General features: G+C 52.3%; 14 protein-coding genes. 9 read left to right on the top strand and 5 right to left on the bottom strand.

The genetic code is table 11. The annotated features are described in order from the left end of the window. The first annotated feature begins 153 nt into the window (after positions 1–153). The 4 genes from M4I31_RS01240 (at position 154) to M4I31_RS01225 (ending at position 5,222) form a co-directional block, all read left to right on the top strand. Positions 154–1,443, top strand: coding sequence for an MFS transporter (locus tag M4I31_RS01240; RefSeq protein WP_038635066.1), 1,290 nt, complete (start codon positions 154–156; stop codon positions 1,441–1,443). Beyond that, positions 1,415–2,440 carry a zinc-binding dehydrogenase gene (locus M4I31_RS01235; protein WP_085049043.1) on the top strand — a complete coding sequence of 342 codons (1,026 nt, stop codon included), beginning with the start codon at positions 1,415–1,417 and terminating at the stop codon, positions 2,438–2,440. Before M4I31_RS01240 ends, M4I31_RS01235 begins: the two co-directional genes overlap by 29 nt. A 20-nt stretch (positions 2,441–2,460) precedes the next feature. Then, positions 2,461–3,645: a mannonate dehydratase gene (uxuA, locus tag M4I31_RS01230; RefSeq protein ID WP_085049044.1), complete on the top strand. Its 1,185-nt coding sequence runs from the start codon at positions 2,461–2,463 to the stop codon at positions 3,643–3,645. A 104-nt stretch (positions 3,646–3,749) separates the two neighbouring features. Next, the gene (locus tag M4I31_RS01225) at positions 3,750–5,222 is read left to right on the top strand and encodes a fructuronate reductase (protein WP_085049045.1); all 1,473 of its coding nucleotides are present in this window, start codon (positions 3,750–3,752) and stop codon (positions 5,220–5,222) included. A 10-nt stretch (positions 5,223–5,232) separates the two neighbouring features. Here M4I31_RS01225 and M4I31_RS01220 read toward each other — a convergent pair whose 3' ends face one another. Together M4I31_RS01220 and M4I31_RS01215 are read right to left on the bottom strand one after the other, a co-directional pair. Then, entirely contained in the window at positions 5,233–5,904 is a 672-nt protein-coding gene (locus M4I31_RS01220; RefSeq protein WP_069323761.1) for a FadR/GntR family transcriptional regulator, read from the bottom strand. A 107-nt stretch (positions 5,905–6,011) separates the two neighbouring features. Then, complete coding sequence (locus tag M4I31_RS01215) at positions 6,012–7,208, bottom strand: NAD(P)/FAD-dependent oxidoreductase (protein WP_069323760.1); 1,197 nt, start codon at positions 7,206–7,208, stop codon at positions 6,012–6,014. Positions 7,209–7,437: 229 nt separating this feature from the next. Here M4I31_RS01215 and pitA point away from each other — a divergent pair, with 229 nt between their 5' ends. Then, positions 7,438–8,937, top strand: coding sequence for an inorganic phosphate transporter PitA (pitA, locus tag M4I31_RS01210; RefSeq protein ID WP_038635082.1), 1,500 nt, complete (start codon positions 7,438–7,440; stop codon positions 8,935–8,937). A gap of 65 nt (positions 8,938–9,002) precedes the next feature. Here pitA and uspB read toward each other — a convergent pair whose 3' ends face one another. Further along, complete coding sequence (uspB, locus tag M4I31_RS01205) at positions 9,003–9,338, bottom strand: universal stress protein UspB (RefSeq protein ID WP_003023371.1); 336 nt, start codon at positions 9,336–9,338, stop codon at positions 9,003–9,005. 392 nt (positions 9,339–9,730) lie between these two features. Between uspB and uspA the strand changes: the two genes are divergently transcribed. Both uspA and dtpB read left to right on the top strand, forming a co-directional pair. Further along, positions 9,731–10,168 (top strand): universal stress protein UspA, encoded by a 438-nt coding sequence (gene uspA, locus M4I31_RS01200; RefSeq protein ID WP_003023368.1) that lies wholly within the window; start codon positions 9,731–9,733, stop codon positions 10,166–10,168. Positions 10,169–10,449: 281 nt separating this feature from the next. Beyond that, entirely contained in the window at positions 10,450–11,922 is a 1,473-nt protein-coding gene (gene dtpB / locus M4I31_RS01195; protein ID WP_038635084.1) for a dipeptide/tripeptide permease DtpB, read from the top strand. Positions 11,923–12,013: 91 nt separating this feature from the next. Here dtpB and rsmJ read toward each other — a convergent pair whose 3' ends face one another. Both rsmJ and prlC read right to left on the bottom strand, forming a co-directional pair. Then, on the bottom strand, positions 12,014–12,772 hold the full coding sequence (gene rsmJ / locus M4I31_RS01190) for a 16S rRNA (guanine(1516)-N(2))-methyltransferase RsmJ (RefSeq protein ID WP_038635086.1): 759 nt from the start codon (positions 12,770–12,772) through the stop codon (positions 12,014–12,016). A gap of 8 nt (positions 12,773–12,780) precedes the next feature. Further along, a complete protein-coding gene (gene prlC / locus M4I31_RS01185) occupies positions 12,781–14,823 on the bottom strand; it encodes an oligopeptidase A (protein ID WP_087857173.1) in 2,043 nt (680 codons plus the stop codon). Between the two features lie 208 nt (positions 14,824–15,031). Between prlC and M4I31_RS01180 the strand changes: the two genes are divergently transcribed. Next, the gene (locus tag M4I31_RS01180) at positions 15,032–15,874 is read left to right on the top strand and encodes a 23S rRNA (adenine(2030)-N(6))-methyltransferase RlmJ (RefSeq protein ID WP_038635089.1); all 843 of its coding nucleotides are present in this window, start codon (positions 15,032–15,034) and stop codon (positions 15,872–15,874) included. 104 nt (positions 15,875–15,978) lie between these two features. After that, positions 15,979–17,331: a glutathione-disulfide reductase gene (gene gorA / locus M4I31_RS01175; protein WP_085049057.1), complete on the top strand. Its 1,353-nt coding sequence runs from the start codon at positions 15,979–15,981 to the stop codon at positions 17,329–17,331. Positions 17,332–17,349: the final 18 nt, after the last annotated feature.

Genomic DNA, 17,349 nt, shown 5'->3' with positions numbered 1-17,349 from the left:
TTCATATAGATAACAGCAAAAACATTTGATATTAATCATTTAAGAAACTTATTTTTCGTTATGTTGATCACATTAACATCAAAAGAATGGTGATCTTAAAATAGGTTTTAAATATTGTGGTCAGGCCGCTAGACCACAATAAGAGGATATATCATGAAAAGAAAAACAATGGGATGGCTTATCGTTTTTCTTCTTTTTATAGTTTACATGCTTAACTATATGGATCGTTCAGCATTGTCGATCACTGCTCCACTCATCGAAAAGGAATTAGGATTCAATGCTGCTGAGATGGGTATGATATTCAGCGCATTCTTTGTTGGTTATGCTCTATTTAACTTTATCGGTGGCTGGGCCAGTGACAGATTTGGCCCCAAGACAGTATTTCTGGTCGCCGCGTTACTCTGGTCATTATTTTGTGGGATGACCAGTCTGGTTACTGGCTTATGGACTATGCTGGCTGTTCGCGTGTTATTCGGCATGGCTGAAGGACCGGTCAGCGCGGCCGGAAATAAAATCATCAATAACTGGATTTCACGCAAGGAATCTGCAACTGCGATTGGTATTTTTAGCGCAGGTTCACCGTTAGGTGGCGCGATTTCTGGTCCGGTAGTTGGCATGCTGGCGCTTTCATTAGGCTGGCGTCCGGCATTCGGTATCATTTTCCTGTTCGGTTTAGTCTGGGTATTACTATGGTATTTCACTGCCAGTGATAAACCTTCAAAAAGTAAACACCTCGCCCCGGAAGAACGTGTCGATTTTGAAAACCATGATGACATCATTTTAGCGGATGACGGTAAAGCGATGCCTTCTCTCGGTTACTACATGAAGCAGCCTATGGTGTGGGCAACGACACTGGCCTTCTTCAGTTATAACTACATACTCTTTTTCTTCCTGACCTGGTTTCCAAGCTATCTTAACCACTCTCTACACCTTGATATTAAAGAAATTAGTATTGCAACCGTCATCCCGTGGGTAATTGGCGCGATCGGTATGGTATTGGGCGGAGTATGTTCTGATTTTATCTATCGCATTACAGGAAATGCCCTACTTTCTCGCCGTCTTATTCTCGGTGTTTGCCTGGCTGGCGCGGCGATCTGTGTGGCGGTTTCAGGAACGGTTACGACTATCGGCAGTGCCGTTGGACTGATGTCAGTCTCGTTATTCCTGCTGTATTTGACTGGACCTATATATTGGGCAGTTATTCAGGATGTCGTGCACAAAGATAAAGTGGGCAGCGTCGGTGGTGCCATGCATGGACTGGCAAATATATCCGGAATTATTGGCCCTCTGGTCACCGGGTTTATTGTCCAGTTTAGCGGTAAATATGATTACGCATTCTATCTGGCTGGGGCTATTGCGATTGTTTCCAGCTGTCTGGTATTCGTATTTGTCAAAAATAAAGGATTAAAAACAAATGAAAGTCAAAGCTGTTTACATCAATAAACCTGGTGAAATTGAAACCCGTTGGGTTGATTATCCGGAAAAGAAAGATAATGAAGTACTAATAAAAGTTGATGCTGCTGGGATATGTGGCTCTGATATTGGTGCATTTCGTGGTACTAACCCATTAGTAACCTATCCACGTATTATTGGACATGAAGTCACAGGCATTGTTATTAAACAAGGCAAGGGCATGCCAGCAAATATTAAAGAAGGTGATCGCGTTATTGTTGATCCTTATATTTATTGTGGTCATTGCTACCCTTGCTCAGTAGGCAGAACAAATTGTTGTGAAAATCTAAAAGTAATTGGTGTACATATTGATGGCGCAATGCAGGAGGTGGTTGCTCACCCCGCACATTTAATTCACAAAATCCCTGATGATGTCGCCTCAGAGATGGCTCCGTTAGCTGAACCACTGACTATCGCACTGCATGCGCTACATCGCGCCAAACTGACGGCCGGAGAGCATATCGCCATTATTGGTGCCGGTGCGATTGGCCTGATGGCGGCACTGAGCGCATTGCGCTACGGTGCGACACCCATTCTGATCGATATCGTGGACGAACGACTTCAGTACGCAAAATCACTGGGCGTGCCTTACGTCATCAATCCGTCGAACATCCGGGTTATTGAGGCGATCAAAGAGATCACGCAGGGGACGATGGCGCAGGTTGTAGTCGAAGCATCTGGCGCCAACAGTGCAATTCGCGAAACTCTGGATCTTGCGTCATTTGCAGGTCGTATTGCTTTCACCGGCTGGCCAAAACAGGAGACATCGTTACCCACTAACCTGATCACGTTTAAGGAACTGGATCTGCGCGGATCGCGTACCAGTGCAGGTGAATTCGAAGAGGCGTTACAAATGCTGGCAACGCTGAACATTAATCCCGCAGATGTCGTCAGCAAGGTAGTGAATATTGATGATGTGCCTGACGCCGTGAAGGAACTCGATCAATACCCGGAACGCTATCTGAAGATCAATGCGACCTTTCATTAATTTTTCCAGGAGATAAAGCGATGGAACAAACCTGGCGTTGGTATGGCCCAAACGATCCCGTATCGTTGTCCGATGTTCGTCAAGCTGGTGCAACGGGTGTGGTAACTGCGCTGCACCATATTCCAAACGGTGAAGTCTGGTCCGTAGAAGAAATTCTCAAACGCAAAGAGATCGTAGAAAAAGCCGGTCTGGTCTGGTCGGTCGTGGAAAGCGTGCCGATCCATGAAGACATCAAGACCCACACGGGCCAGTACGATCTGTGGATCAAGAATTACCAGCAGACGCTGCGCAATCTCGCCCAATGCGGCATCTTTACTGTGTGCTACAACTTCATGCCGGTTCTGGACTGGACCCGTACCGACCTGGAGTATGTGCTACCCGACGGTTCAAAGGCTCTGCGCTTTGACCAGATTGAGTTTGCCGCATTTGAATTGCATATCCTCAAGCGCCCTAGTGCGGAAGCGGACTACAACGCGGAGGAAATTGCCCAGGCTCACCAGCGTTTTGCGGATATGAGCGAAGAGGACAAAGCCCGGCTGACGCGCAATATCATTGCCGGTCTGCCAGGTGCCGAGGAAGGATATACCCTGGACCAATTCCGTAGCCACCTTGCAACCTATAAAGATATCGACAAAGCGGCCCTACGGGAAAATTTCGCCTGGTTCCTGAAAGCCATTATCCCAGTCGCTGAAGAGGTAGGAGTACGAATGGCAGTTCATCCTGACGATCCACCGCGCCCGATTCTTGGCCTGCCGCGCATCGTTTCTACTATAGAAGATATGCAGTGGATGGTGGATACCGTAAACAGTGCGGCCAACGGCTTTACGATGTGTACCGGCTCTTACGGCGTCCGCGCAGACAACGATCTGGTTGAGATGATCAAACAGTTCGGTCCGCGAATATACTTTACGCACCTGCGTTCCACACAACGCGAAGAGAATCCCAAAACCTTCCATGAGGCAGCACATCTCTCCGGTGATGTCGATATGTACAGCGTAGTGAAAGCGATAGTCGAAGAAGAACAGCGGCGTAAAGCTGAAGGCAACGCCTCACTTATCCCCATGCGACCCGACCATGGTCATCAAATGCTTGATGACCTGAAAAAGAAAACTAACCCAGGGTATTCCGCTATTGGTCGCCTTAAGGGCCTGGCTGAAGTACGCGGCGTTGAACTGGCTATCCAGCGCGCCTTCTTCAGTCAGTAACCACATTGCCGCATGGTATCCCCGCCATGCGGTTTTCACTTTCAGTCAGCACCAGTCTTTGATAGCGCATTATCAAAGAAGATCATCAATGACAGGAGTTTGTCATGGACAATAATCTCGCCACTGCACAGATTTCCACCCCACGCCCACGCAGGGATCGTTCACGCCTCGTTTCGCGCATCGTGCATCTTGGTTGCGGCGCTTTTCACCGCGCCCATCAGGCACTCTATACACATCATTTGCTGGAAAGCAGTGACAGCGACTGGGGCATATGTGAGGTCAACCTGATGCCCGGAAACGATGCCACACTGATTCAAAACCTGAAGGCGCAGGATCTGCTGTACACCGTTGCCGAACGCGGCGCACAAACGACAGAGCTTAAAATCATTGGCTCGATGAAAGAAGCGCTACATCCTGAATTTGACGGTTGTGAAGCCATTATCCACGCAATGGCACGTCCAGAAACTGCCATCGTTTCGCTGACCATCACCGAAAAAGGATATTGCACAGATGCCGCCAGCGGCGAGCTGGATCTGAATCATCCGTTTATCCAGCACGACATTGCCCACCCACAGTCCCCCAAATCAGCAATTGGTTATATCGTCGAAGCCCTCGCGCTACGCCGCCAGCAGGGATTGAACGCTTTTACTGTGCTGTCCTGCGATAACGTGCGGGAAAATGGCCACGTCGCAAAAACCGCTGTCCTGGGTTTGGCCGCCGAGCGCGATCCGCACCTGGCTGAGTGGATTGCCGAACAGGCAACGTTCCCATGCACAATGGTAGACCGCATCGTTCCAGCAGCAACAGAAGAGACGTTAGCGCAAATCGCCGAGCAGCTTGGCGTTTACGATCCCTGTGCCATTGCCTGCGAGCCATTTCGCCAGTGGGTTATCGAAGATAACTTTGTTAATGGACGTCCGGACTGGGATCGCGCGGGCGCACAGTTTGTGGAAGATGTGGTGCCGTTTGAAATGATGAAACTGCGTATGCTCAACGGCAGTCACTCATTCCTCGCCTACCTCGGTTATCTGGGCGGCTATGAGACGATTGCCGATACGATGACAAACCCGGCGTATCGCAACGCTGCGCTGGCGTTAATGCTTGACGAACAGGCCCCAACGCTGTCGATGCCTGAAGGTACAGACCTGGCAGGTTATGCGGAATTGCTTATCGCGCGCTTTACTAATCCAGCACTGAAGCACCGAACCTGGCAAATTGCGATGGATGGCAGCCAGAAATTACCGCAGCGTTTGCTGGATCCCATTCGGCTGCATCTGGCACGAGGGGAAGATTACCGTCATCTGGCTCTGGGTGTCGCAGCCTGGATGCGCTACGTCAGCGGTGTGGATGAAAAAAACAATCCGATTGATGTGGTGGACCCTCTGGCGGCACGGTATCAGGCGATAAATCAGCAATATCTGTCACCTGAAGAGCGTGTGCGGGCGCTGCTGACAATCGACACCATTTTTGGGACGGATTTGAGCGATAACACAGACTTTATCAAACGCGTAACCGCTGCCTGTCAGCAATTGCACAGCGTAGGAGCACGTGCAGCGGTAGCCGCTCTAAATCATTAAATATTTTACTTCAAAGACCCACGATCTGTCTGACATAAGCCAGATGTTCCAGTGATTTTTGGTAAGCACCGTCAGCATCAGCCTGGCGGATCGCATCCACAATCGCTTTATGCTGAGTATTCATGCTGGTTAATACATCCCGATTGCCGGAACGCTTGTCCAGTCCGGCATACGGGATGTTAACGCGTTGTTCCCACAGCATTCGCGACATATCAAGCAGTACGCGGTTCTGGCTGGCTTCAGATACCGTTAAATGGAACTGCTTATCGAGGGAGTAAAAACCATGGACATTGTTTTCACTAATGGCTTTTTCCATGCTGAGGTGCAGCGCTTCAAGCTGACTAATAAGTTCATCTTTGCCTGCTTCTGCAGCAAGACGCGCGCAATGACTGTCAACCAACTCTCGCGAATAGAGTATTTCTTCAACCGTATAATCACTGGCGGAATGCTTTTTATCAGTAACAATAACGCCATTACCGGACTGGATGGTGATCCACCCTGAGATCTCCAGCACAATCAGCGCTTCTCTGAGCGAGGCGCGACTCACGCCAAGTTGCTTCGCCAGTTCACGTTCAGGGGGCAAGAAGCTTCCTGGCGGAAAAATACTATCGTTGATGAGCTTAATGATGAGATTGGCTATCTTTTGATAGAGCCGCTCCTGTTTTACCTCAGGAATAACCATGTGCCTCCCGTTCTCTTATCTGTGCGATTTTTAACTGATTATCTTATCATTCCCGGAGTTAAGAAACGCATGCCTGAGTCAGTTCCTTGTAACAGCGGTAAACAAATTCACTCACCAGAGACCAAATCCTGCGCGCACGCCCAGGCGCTCGACCATGCCCACTGGAAGTTGTATCCACCCAGCCAGCCGGTGACGTCCATCACTTCACCAATAAAATAGAGTCCTGGCACTTTACGGGCTTCCATCGTGCGCGATGACAGCTCGTTGGTATCCACGCCGCCCAGCGTGACTTCAGCAGTACGATACCCTTCCGTACCGTTCGGCTGCACCCGCCACTCGGTCAGGGTCTCCACCAGCGTTTGCTGATCGCGCACGTTAAGCTGTTTCAGCGAGACATCCGGGATTTGCCCTAACTGCTGTAAACATTCCACCAGGCGTTTTGGCAACTGCATAGCAAGCGTATTCTTTAAGCTCTGATTAGGGTGGGCGCTGCGCTGTTCATCCAGGAAGTTCGCAAGGTCAACATCCGGCAACAAATTAATGCTGACAAATTCACCTGGCTGCCAAAAACTGGAAATCTGCAGCACGGCCGGACCAGAAAGCCCGCGGTGCGTAAAGAGCAGGTTTTCACGAAATACGGTGCCGTCCTCGGCGGTGATAACGGAGGAAACGGATACGCCAGAGAGCACCTGAAGCTGCTCCAGCAGCGGCTTGTGTAAGGTGAAAGGCACCAGACCTGCGCGCGTCGGCAACACGTTCAGACCGAATTGTTCGGCAATTTTATAGCCAAACGGCGTCGCGCCCAGACCCGGCATCGAAAGACCACCAGAGGCGATAACCAGCTTTTTCGTGCCGACCGTCATGCCGTTCAGCGCCAGGATGAAATCTTCCCCCTCACGCTCAACGCTGAGGACTTCGCTACGTAACCGCATAGTTACGTTACCTTTTTCACACTCGTCCACCAGCATATCGACAATTTGCTGGGCGGAATCGTCGCAGAACAGCTGACCCAACGTTTTTTCGTGCCAGGCGATGCCGTGCTTGCCCACCAGATCGATAAAATCCCACTGCGTATAACGCGCCAGCGCCGATTTGCAAAAATGCGGGTTTTGACTCAAATACGCGGCAGGTTCGACATAAAGGTTGGTAAAGTTGCAGCGTCCCCCGCCAGACATGAGGATCTTGCGTCCCGGCTTTTTACCATTATCAATCAGCAGTACCCGGCTACCTGCTTGTCCTGCCTGCGCGGCACAAAACATACCCGCTGCGCCAGCGCCTATAATAACGGTATCAAACCTTTCCACGTTGCGATCCTCTCTAAAAAGCGGGGGTGAATTGTAAAGATTCCTCAGTGGTCGCACCAGCACCAAACTATCGATAAAGGGTATTTATCTGAAATATATAGGATAATTCTTTAGTGGTGTAAAACAAAGCAGGAGACAAATCAAAAAAACTCTATATTTCACTTTGCCCGCGCCGCCAAAGTCACTGATAATGCGCCGCGTTCATGTCCTCAAAATGGCGTAACGTCCTATGCTACATTTGTTTGCTGGCCTGGATTTACATACCGGGCTTTTACTATTGCTTGCTCTGGCTTTCGTGCTGTTCTATGAAGCAATTAACGGCTTCCATGACACAGCCAATGCTGTCGCAACCGTGATCTATACCCGTGCAATGCGTTCGCAATTGGCGGTGGTCATGGCTGCGTTGTTCAACTTCTTTGGTGTTTTGCTGGGTGGTCTCAGCGTAGCGTATGCCATCGTGCATATGCTGCCAACGGATCTGCTGCTAAATATGGGATCGTCACATGGCCTCGCCATGGTGTTCTCCATGCTGTTGGCGGCAATTATCTGGAACCTGGGTACCTGGTACTTTGGTTTACCTGCATCCAGCTCCCACACGCTGATTGGCGCGATTATCGGTATTGGTTTAACCAATGCGTTGATGAACGGCACCTCGGTGGTGGACGCACTTAACATCCCGAAAGTGATGGGTATTTTTGCCTCGCTAATCATCTCGCCGATTGTCGGTCTGGTGGTTGCTGGCGGCCTTATATTCATTCTGCGTCGCTACTGGAGTGGTACGAAAAAACGTGCCCGTATCCACCTGACACCGGCAGAACGTGAAAAGAAAGATGGCAAGAAAAAGCCGCCGTTCTGGACGCGTATCGCACTGATCCTCTCCGCTATCGGCGTGGCGTTTTCTCACGGCGCGAACGATGGCCAGAAAGGCATTGGTCTGGTGATGCTGGTGCTGATTGGCGTAGCGCCTGCAGGCTTCGTGGTGAATATGAATGCTTCCGGTTACGAAATTACCCGTACCCGCGATGCTATCAATAACGTCGAAGTCTTCTTCCAGCAACGCCCAGACCTGCTCAAACAGGCGACTGGCGTAGACCAGTTGATTCCGTCCCCGACGGAAACGGTCACAACGGCATCGACAGAGTTCCATTGCCACCCAGCGAATACCATCAACGCGCTTGAGCGTGCGAAAGGTATGCTGGCGAATCTGGAAACCTACGACAAGTTAAGCGTTGAACAGCGTGGCCAGCTGCGCCGTATTATGCTGTGTATCTCTGATACCACGGATAAAGTGGTGAAATTGCCTGGCGTAAGCGCTGACGATCAACGTCTGCTGAAAAAACTGAAAGCTGACATGCTGAGCACCATTGAGTACGCGCCTATCTGGATCATTATGGCCGTCGCACTGGCGCTGGGTATTGGTACGATGATTGGCTGGCGTCGCGTAGCCACCACCATTGGTGAGAAAATCGGTAAGAAAGGCATGACCTATGCCCAGGGGATGTCGGCGCAGATGACCGCCGCAGTCTCTATCGGTCTTGCCAGCTACACCGGTATGCCCGTTTCCACCACTCACGTTCTCTCCTCTTCCGTTGCGGGAACGATGGTTGTTGATGGTGGCGGTTTACAGCGTAAGACGGTAACCAGCATTCTGATGGCCTGGGTCTTCACCCTGCCGGCGGCGATTATTCTTTCCGGGGTGCTGTACTGGCTCTCCCTGAAGCTTATCTAAGCGGATGCACGGTAAAAAAGCGGGTCAGGAAACTGACCCGCTTTTTTTGTATCTGTCGTTGGTAATCAGTGCCAGATAATCAGCGCAACCATGCTGATTAGCACCAGTCCGCATAACGCGCTGGTAAGAATGAACTGGCCGCGAACCCGCTCACAGCGGCGAATAAATTCATCATCATGGTGATCGCGGTAACGCTGAGCGTAGATATACCACACCAGACGCATCTGCTTGTTGGGTTGCCCATGCGAGGTAAAAAATCCCCCACCATCGACATACTGGTAAAGTAATGGATCGCAACCACGAAGTACCACTAACAGTGCGCGTAACGAAGAAAAATAGCGCGCCATATTAACAATGCAAACGACACACAAAGCCCAGAACAACGCAATGGTGCTTATCATATCTCCTCCCCGGCGACCCGCCCACGGAACTCCTTTCCGGGACTACCGCTCCCCGATACCCTACCAATCATTCAGTGAAGAGTGCTACCGAAACCGCTCGTGTTAGTATCAAGCATCCGAGCGCCTCTCTAAATAGTGTAGGAGATTAGTTAATTTTTTTGCCAGAAGGTTAATCGCTATCAATGCAATTAACTAAAAAATTTGTTTAACTGCTTGGCAAGCAAGGCGGATTGACGGATTATCCTGGTCGCTATAATGTAAGGATAGTCCTTATATGGTACGTTTTTACGACTGGGCTAGCCCCGCGCATAAGGTTCGCAGGACGCGAATGACGCGGCGGCAAATAAACGCCAGCAGGCTAGTCATCGACAACTTATGGAAGGAGTAACACTATGGCTTATAAACACATTCTTATCGCGGTTGATCTTTCTCCGGAAAGCAAAGTTCTGGTTGAAAAAGCGGTCTCTATGGCGCGGCCTTACAATGCTAAAGTCTCCCTTATCCACGTTGACGTAAACTATTCCGACCTGTACACCGGGCTAATCGACGTGAATCTGGGCGACATGCAGAAACGTATTTCTGAAGAAACCCACCACGCGTTAACCGAGCTGTCCACCAATGCAGGCTACCCTATCACCGAAACCCTGAGCGGTAGCGGCGACCTGGGCCAGGTTCTGGTTGATGCCATCAAAAAATACGACATGGATCTGGTCGTTTGTGGTCACCACCAGGATTTCTGGAGCAAACTGATGTCCTCCGCACGTCAACTGATCAACACCGTCCACGTCGACATGCTGATTGTTCCGTTGCGTGACGACGAAGAAGCATAAAATGCTTGCCGCCGGGAGATAACCCGTCCCGCAGCAAACAGTAAAGCCTGTAAACGCCCGCCCGCGCGGGCGTTTTTGTTTTTATCATTCGGACACAATTAGTACATCAACCCAACAAATAAATCATAATTAGTGTGATCAACTAATTGGATCGAAAACTATCTGTATAATACTCTACCCGCACGGCTAATCGCCGCAGTCTATAACAAAATAAGACTTTTTCGGCGCGTTTAAGTATACGCGTTCATACTTTTCGGGATGGCTTTGAAAGGCGATGGAATATGAATAAAACTGCACCTACGGGCTTGCTGCAGCAACCTCGTCCGTTCTTCATGATCTTCTTTGTGGAATTATGGGAACGATTTGGCTATTACGGCGTTCAGGGCATCCTGGCGGTATTTTTTGTTAAGCAACTCGGTTTTTCTCAGGAACAGGCATTCGTCACTTTTGGTGCTTTTGCCGCACTGGTCTACGGCCTGATCTCGATCGGCGGCTACGTCGGCGACCACCTGTTAGGGACCAAGCGCACGCTGGTACTCGGTGCGATTGTGCTGGCGATCGGCTACTTCATGACCGGGATGTCGCTGCTCAAGCCCGATCTGATCTTTATTGCTTTGGGTACCATTGCCGTGGGTAACGGGTTATTTAAAGCCAACCCGGCAAGCCTGCTGTCAAAATGCTATCCACCGAAAGACGCCCGACTGGATGGCGCTTTCACCCTGTTTTATATGTCGATTAACATCGGTTCGCTGCTGTCGCTGTCGCTGGCGCCGGTGATTGCCGATAAGTTTGGCTACGCGGTGACCTACAACCTGTGCGGGGCCGGGCTTATCGTCGCGCTGCTGGTCTACTTTGCCTGCCGTGGAATGGTGAAGAATATCGGTTCTGAGCCAGATCATAAGCCGCTGAATTTCCGTAATCTATTCTGCGTGCTGGCCGGTACGGTAGTGACGATATTTATCTGCGCCTGGCTGATGCATAACGTGAAGATTGCCAACCTGGTGCTGATTGTCCTGTCGATTGCCGTGACGATCATCTTCTTCCGCCAGGCCTTCAAACTGGATAAAACCGGGCGTAACAAAATGTTCGTGGCTTTTATCCTGATGCTGGAAGCGGTAGTGTTCTATGTGCTGTACGCACAGATGCCAACGTCACTTAACTTCTTTGCTATCAATAACGTACACCATGAAATTCTTGGTTTCGCCATCAACCCGGTAAGCTTCCAGGCGCTGAACCCGTTCTGGGTGGTAGTGGCAAGCCCGGTACTGGCCGCGATTTATACCCGTCTGGGAAACAAAGGTAAAGACCTGACCATGCCGATGAAGTTTACGCTCGGTATGTTCCTGTGCTCACTGGGTTTCCTGACCGCCGCCGCTGCCGGGATGTGGTTTGCCGATGCGCAGGGACTGACGTCGCCGTGGTTTATCGTGCTGGTGTATCTGTTCCAGAGTCTGGGTGAACTGCTGATTAGCGCCCTGGGACTGGCGATGGTCGCCGCGCTGGTACCGCAGCACCTGATGGGCTTCATTCTTGGGATGTGGTTCCTGACCCAGGCCGCCGCTTTCCTGATGGGAGGTTATGTCGCGACGTTCACCGCAGTACCGGAAAACATCACCGACCCACTGCAAACGCTGCCTATCTATACCAATGTCTTCAGTAAGATAGGCCTGGTGACGCTGGCGGTAACGGTAGTGATGGCGATTATGGTGCCATGGCTGAACCGAATGATTAATACGCCAAGTACCGAACAGTAATACTCAGTGCCGGATGCGGCTACCGCCTTATCCGGCCTACAAATAATTGAGAATCGTAGGCCCGATAAGCGTAGCGCCATCGGGCAATCCGTTACTCCGTCAGAGGGGTTCCGGCATAAATATCAAACCGATGCCCTTTGGTCACCACTGCGTTAGGCGTGGCCACGTCAGCCAGCGGCGGCGCGTAGTCCGGGCGTTTCACCACCACACGTTTAGTCGCTAGCTGACGCGCCGGTTCCAGCAAGCCGTCAGCGTCGAGATCCGGCCCCACCAGCGACTGAAACACGCGCATCTCTTTCTTTACCAGCGCGCTTTTTTGCTTATGCGGGAACATCGGATCGAGGTACACCACCTGCGGGCGTGGGGTAATATCGGTTAACGCTGTCAGACTCGAGGCATGAATCAGCTGTAAACGTTCCTGAAGCCAGCCGCCAATTTCCGCATCGGCATAGCCGCGTGCCAGGCCGTCATCGAGTAACGCGGCGACCACCGGATTGCGTTCCAGCATCCGCACACGGCAGCCGACGGAGGCCAGCACAAACGCATCGCGCCCCAGCCCGGCAGTGGCATCGACCACGTCCGGCAAATAATCGCCTTTAATGCCGACGGCTTTCGCCACCGCTTCGCCGCGACCGCCACCAAACTTGCGCCGGTGCGCCATTGCCCCGCCGACAAAATCGACGAAGATGCCGCCGAGTTTCGGTTCGTCTCGCTTACGCAATTCCAGATGTTCCGGCGTCATCACCAGCGCCATCAGGTTGTCTTCATCATGCTCCAGCCCCCAGCGGGCGGCCAGAACAGATAAGGCGCCGTCTCCGGCGCCCGTTTCATCCAGTAAACAAATTTTCACGCGAACAATCAGCCCTTGATGCCGTAATGCGCCAGCATGGCGTCGAGCTGAGGTTCGCGGCCGCGGAAGCGTTTGAACAGTGTCATCGGCTCTTCCGAACCACCGCGAGTCAGGATGCTATCGAGGAACGACTGACCGGTTTCACGGTTGAAGATGCCCTCTTCTTCAAAGCGGGAAAATGCGTCCGCCGCCAGCACGTCGGCCCACAGGTAGCTGTAGTAACCCGCTGCGTAGCCGCCAGCAAAAATGTGGCTGAAGGCGTGCGGGAAGCGGCCCCAGGTTGGGCCCGGCACCACGGCGACCTGTTTCTTAATTTCGGCCAGCGTCTCAAGGACTTTCGCCCCCTGCTCTGGGTTAAACTCCGCGTGCAGGCGGAAGTCGAACAGGCCGAACTCCAACTGACGCAGAATAAACAGCGCCGCCTGATAGTTTTTCGCCGCCAGCATTTTATCCAGCAGTTCCTTCGGCAGCGGTTCGCCGGTTTCATAATGGCCAGAGATAAACGCCAGCGCTTCCGGCTCCCAGCACCAGTTTTCCATAAACTGGCTTGGCAGTTCGACCGCATCCCACGGCACGCCGTTAATACCGGAAACACCGGCAGTTTCGATGCGGGTCAGCATGTGATGCAGGCCATGACCAAATTCGTGGAACAGGGTGATCACTTCGTCATGGGTAAACAGCGCCGGTTTGCCGTTCACCGGGCGGTTGAAGTTACAGGTCAGATAGGCAACCGGTTTTTGCAGCGTGCCGTCTGATTTACGCATCTGGCCGACGCAGTCGTCCATCCACGCCCCGCCGCGTTTGTGTTCGCGGGCGTACAGGTCGAGGTAGAAGCTGCCGCGCAGTTCGTTGCTTTCGTCATACAGTTCGAAGAAGCGCACTTCCGGGTTCCACACGTCAACATCAGTACGCTCTTTCGCGGTGATGCCGTAAATACGTTTTACCACTTCAAACAGACCGTTAACGGCTTTGTTTTCCGGGAAGTACGGACGCAGTTGTTCATCGCTGATGCTGTACAGATGCTGTTTTTGTTTCTCGCTGTAGTACGCGATATCCCACGGCTGCAGCTCTTCAACGCCACATTCGGCTTTGGCGAAGGCGCGCAGCTGGGCCAGCTCTTTTTCCCCCTGCGGACGGGCGCGTTTCGCCAGATCGGTCAGGAAGTCGAGCACCTGCTGCGGGTTTTCCGCCATTTTGGTGGCCAGAGATTTAAAGGCGTAGCTTTCGAAGCCCAACAGTTGCGCCAGCTCGTGACGCAGCGCGAGGATCTCTTCCATCACCGGGGTGTTGTCCCACTTGCCCGCGTTCGGCCCCTGATCGGAGGCGCGGGTGGAGTAGGCGCGATACAGCTCTTCACGCAGCGCCTGGTTGTCGCAGTAGGTCATTACCGGCAGGTAGCTTGGGATATCCAGGGTCAGCAGGTAGCCTTCCTGCTCTTTGGCTTCGGCCTGCGCTTTCGCCGCCGCCAGCGCGCTTTCCGGCATGCCTGAGAGTTCAGCTTCGTCGGTCACCAGCTTGCTCCAGCCCATGGTGGCGTCGAGCACGTTGTTGCTGTACTGGTTACCCAGCTCGGACAAACGGGTGGCGATTTCGCCGTAGCGCTGCTGTTTCTCTTTCGGCAGGCCGATACCGGACAGTTCAAAATCACGCAGCGCGTTATCGACCGCTTTTTTCTGTGCAGTGTTCAGGGTGGCGTAATGGTCGCCATCACGCAGGTCGCGGTACGCTTTGTACAGACCTTCATGTTGCCCAACCCAGGTGCTGTACTCGGAGAGCAGCGGCAGCGTTTGCTCGTAGGCTTCACGCAGTTCCGGGCTGTTTTTCACCGAGTTCAAATGGCTGACCGGAGAGAAAATACGCCCCAGCACATCGTCCACTTCCGCAAGCCTCTGGCAGAGATTTTCCCAGGTGTACGGCGCGCCCTGCGCAACGACTCGCTCAACGTTTTCGCGACAATCGTTCAGCGCCTTAGTAACGGCAGGCACAACATGTTCGGGCTGAATTTTAGAAAATGGCGGCAGTTCGAAGGGAGTCAGCAATGGATTGGTCATTAGCGCGGTCCTGTTGAAAAGAGTGAATGAAGCGCGTATCCGGCGCTGTGCATATTAATTTGTACAATGGGGTTAAGTGTAGAGGATTTCAATGCTAACCGTGACGGAAAGACGCCCGGTGGCGCTGCGCTTACCGGGCCTGCGGGTAATCTGTGCCGATCTGCTGTAAACTGTGGCAAATCGTCATTTCAGCGGAATTTCATTACCCATGCTCAGTTATCGCCACAGTTATCACGCAGGCAACCACGCCGACGTCCTTAAACACACCGTTCAGAGCCTGATCATTGAATCACTCAAAGAGAAAGAAAAACCGTTTCTCTATCTGGACACCCACGCTGGCGCTGGCCGTTATCAGCTGAGCAGTGAGCATGCCGAACGTACCGGTGAATACCTGGAAGGTATCGCCCGTATCTGGCAGCAGGACGATTTGCCTGCCGAACTTGAACCCTATATTTCCGTGGTGCAGCATTTCAACCGTAGCGGCCAGTTGCGCTACTACCCGGGCTCTCCGTTAATTGCTCGTCAGTTGCTACGCGAACAGGACAGCCTGCAATTAACCGAGCTGCACCCGAGCGACTTTCCTTTGCTGCGCGGCGAATTTCAGAAAGATGAACGCGCACGTGTGGCCAAGGCTGACGGTTATCAACAGCTAAAAGCAAAATTACCGCCGGTTTCCCGCCGCGGGCTGATCCTTATCGATCCGCCATACGAAATCAAAACCGACTACCAGGCGGTAGTGACCGGCATTAATGAAGGCTACAAACGCTTCGCAACGGGCACCTATGCGCTATGGTATCCGGTGGTCCTGCGCCAGCAAATCAAGCGCATGATCCACGATCTGGAAGACACCGGTATCCGCAAAATTCTGCAAATTGAGCTGGCGGTGCGCCCGGACAGCGATCAGCGCGGCATGACGGCGTCCGGCATGATTGTGATTAACCCGCCGTGGAAGCTTGAGCAGCAGATGAACAATGTCCTGCCGTGGCTACATAGCAAGCTGGTTCCCGCAGGAACCGGACACACTTCCGTAAGCTGGATCGTGCCGGAGTAATCGCAGCCATCGGTGGAACCTTTTAATTTCAGGTATACAATCGCGAATATTTTGGCGGATGGCGTAACGCTTCTCCGCCCTACAATGAACATGAAGGAGCGGTCATGACCAAGCACTATGATTACATCGCTATTGGCGGCGGCAGCGGCGGTATTGCCTCCATTAACCGTGCGGCAATGTACGGCCAGAAATGCGCACTGATTGAAGCCAAAGAGCTAGGCGGCACCTGCGTTAATGTTGGCTGCGTACCGAAGAAAGTGATGTGGCATGCCGCACAAATCCGTGAAGCGATTCATATGTACGGCCCGGATTACGGTTTCGATACCACCATTAATAAGTTCGACTGGGATAAACTGATCGCCAGCCGTACCGCCTATATCGATCGCATTCATACCTCGTACGACAACGTGCTGGGTAAAAATAACGTTGATGTGATTAAAGGCTTTGCCCGCTTCGTTGATGCCAAAACCATTGAAGTGAACGGTGAAACCATTACTGCCGATCATATTTTGATCGCCACCGGCGGGCGCCCGAGCCATCCGAACATTCCAGGCGTGGAATACGGAATCGACTCCGATGGTTTCTTTGAGCTGCCAGCGCTGCCAAAACGTGTAGCTGTTGTTGGCGCAGGCTATATCGCCGTTGAACTGGCGGGCGTGATTAACGGCCTGGGCGCAGAAACTCACCTGTTCGTGCGTAAACACGCGCCGCTGCGCAGCTTCGATCCGATGATCGTCGAGACGCTGGTCGAGGTGATGAACACCGAAGGTCCGACTCTGCATACTCACGCAATTCCGCAAGCGGTCATTAAAAACGCCGACGGCAGTCTGACCCTGCAACTGGAAGATGGCCGTAGCGAAACGGTGGATTGCCTGATTTGGGCGATCGGTCGTGAACCAGCCACGGATAACTTTAACCTGGCCGTTACTGGCGTGAAAACCAACGAAAAAGGCTACATCATCGTTGATAAATACCAGAATACCAGCGTGCCGGGGATTTATGCCGTTGGCGATAACACCGGTGCTGTTGAGCTGACGCCGGTTGCCGTTGCCGCGGGCCGTCGCCTGTCCGAGCGTCTGTTTAATAACAAACCGGACGAGCATCTAGACTACAACAACATCCCGACCGTGGTCTTCAGCCACCCGCCAATTGGCACCGTGGGCTTAACCGAGCAGCAGGCTCGCGAACAGCACGGCGATGACCAGGTGAAAGTGTATAAATCCTCGTTTACCGCGATGTACACTGCCGTGACTTCACACCGCCAGCCGTGCCGCATGAAACTGGTTTGCGTGGGTCCGGAAGAGAAGATTGTTGGTATTCATGGCATCGGTTTTGGCATGGACGAAATGCTGCAAGGCTTCGCGGTGGCGCTGAAAATGGGCGCGACGAAGAAAGACTTCGATAACACCGTTGCGATTCACCCAACGGCGGCAGAAGAATTCGTCACTATGCGCTAATTGCACAGGTGTAGACGC

This window comes from Citrobacter sp. XT1-2-2 (assembly GCF_023516235.1).
GTDB lineage: Bacteria > Pseudomonadota > Gammaproteobacteria > Enterobacterales > Enterobacteriaceae > Citrobacter > Citrobacter werkmanii.
Note: the sequence above shows the minus strand (reverse complement) of the source record. Positions and strands in the feature narration are given on the sequence as shown.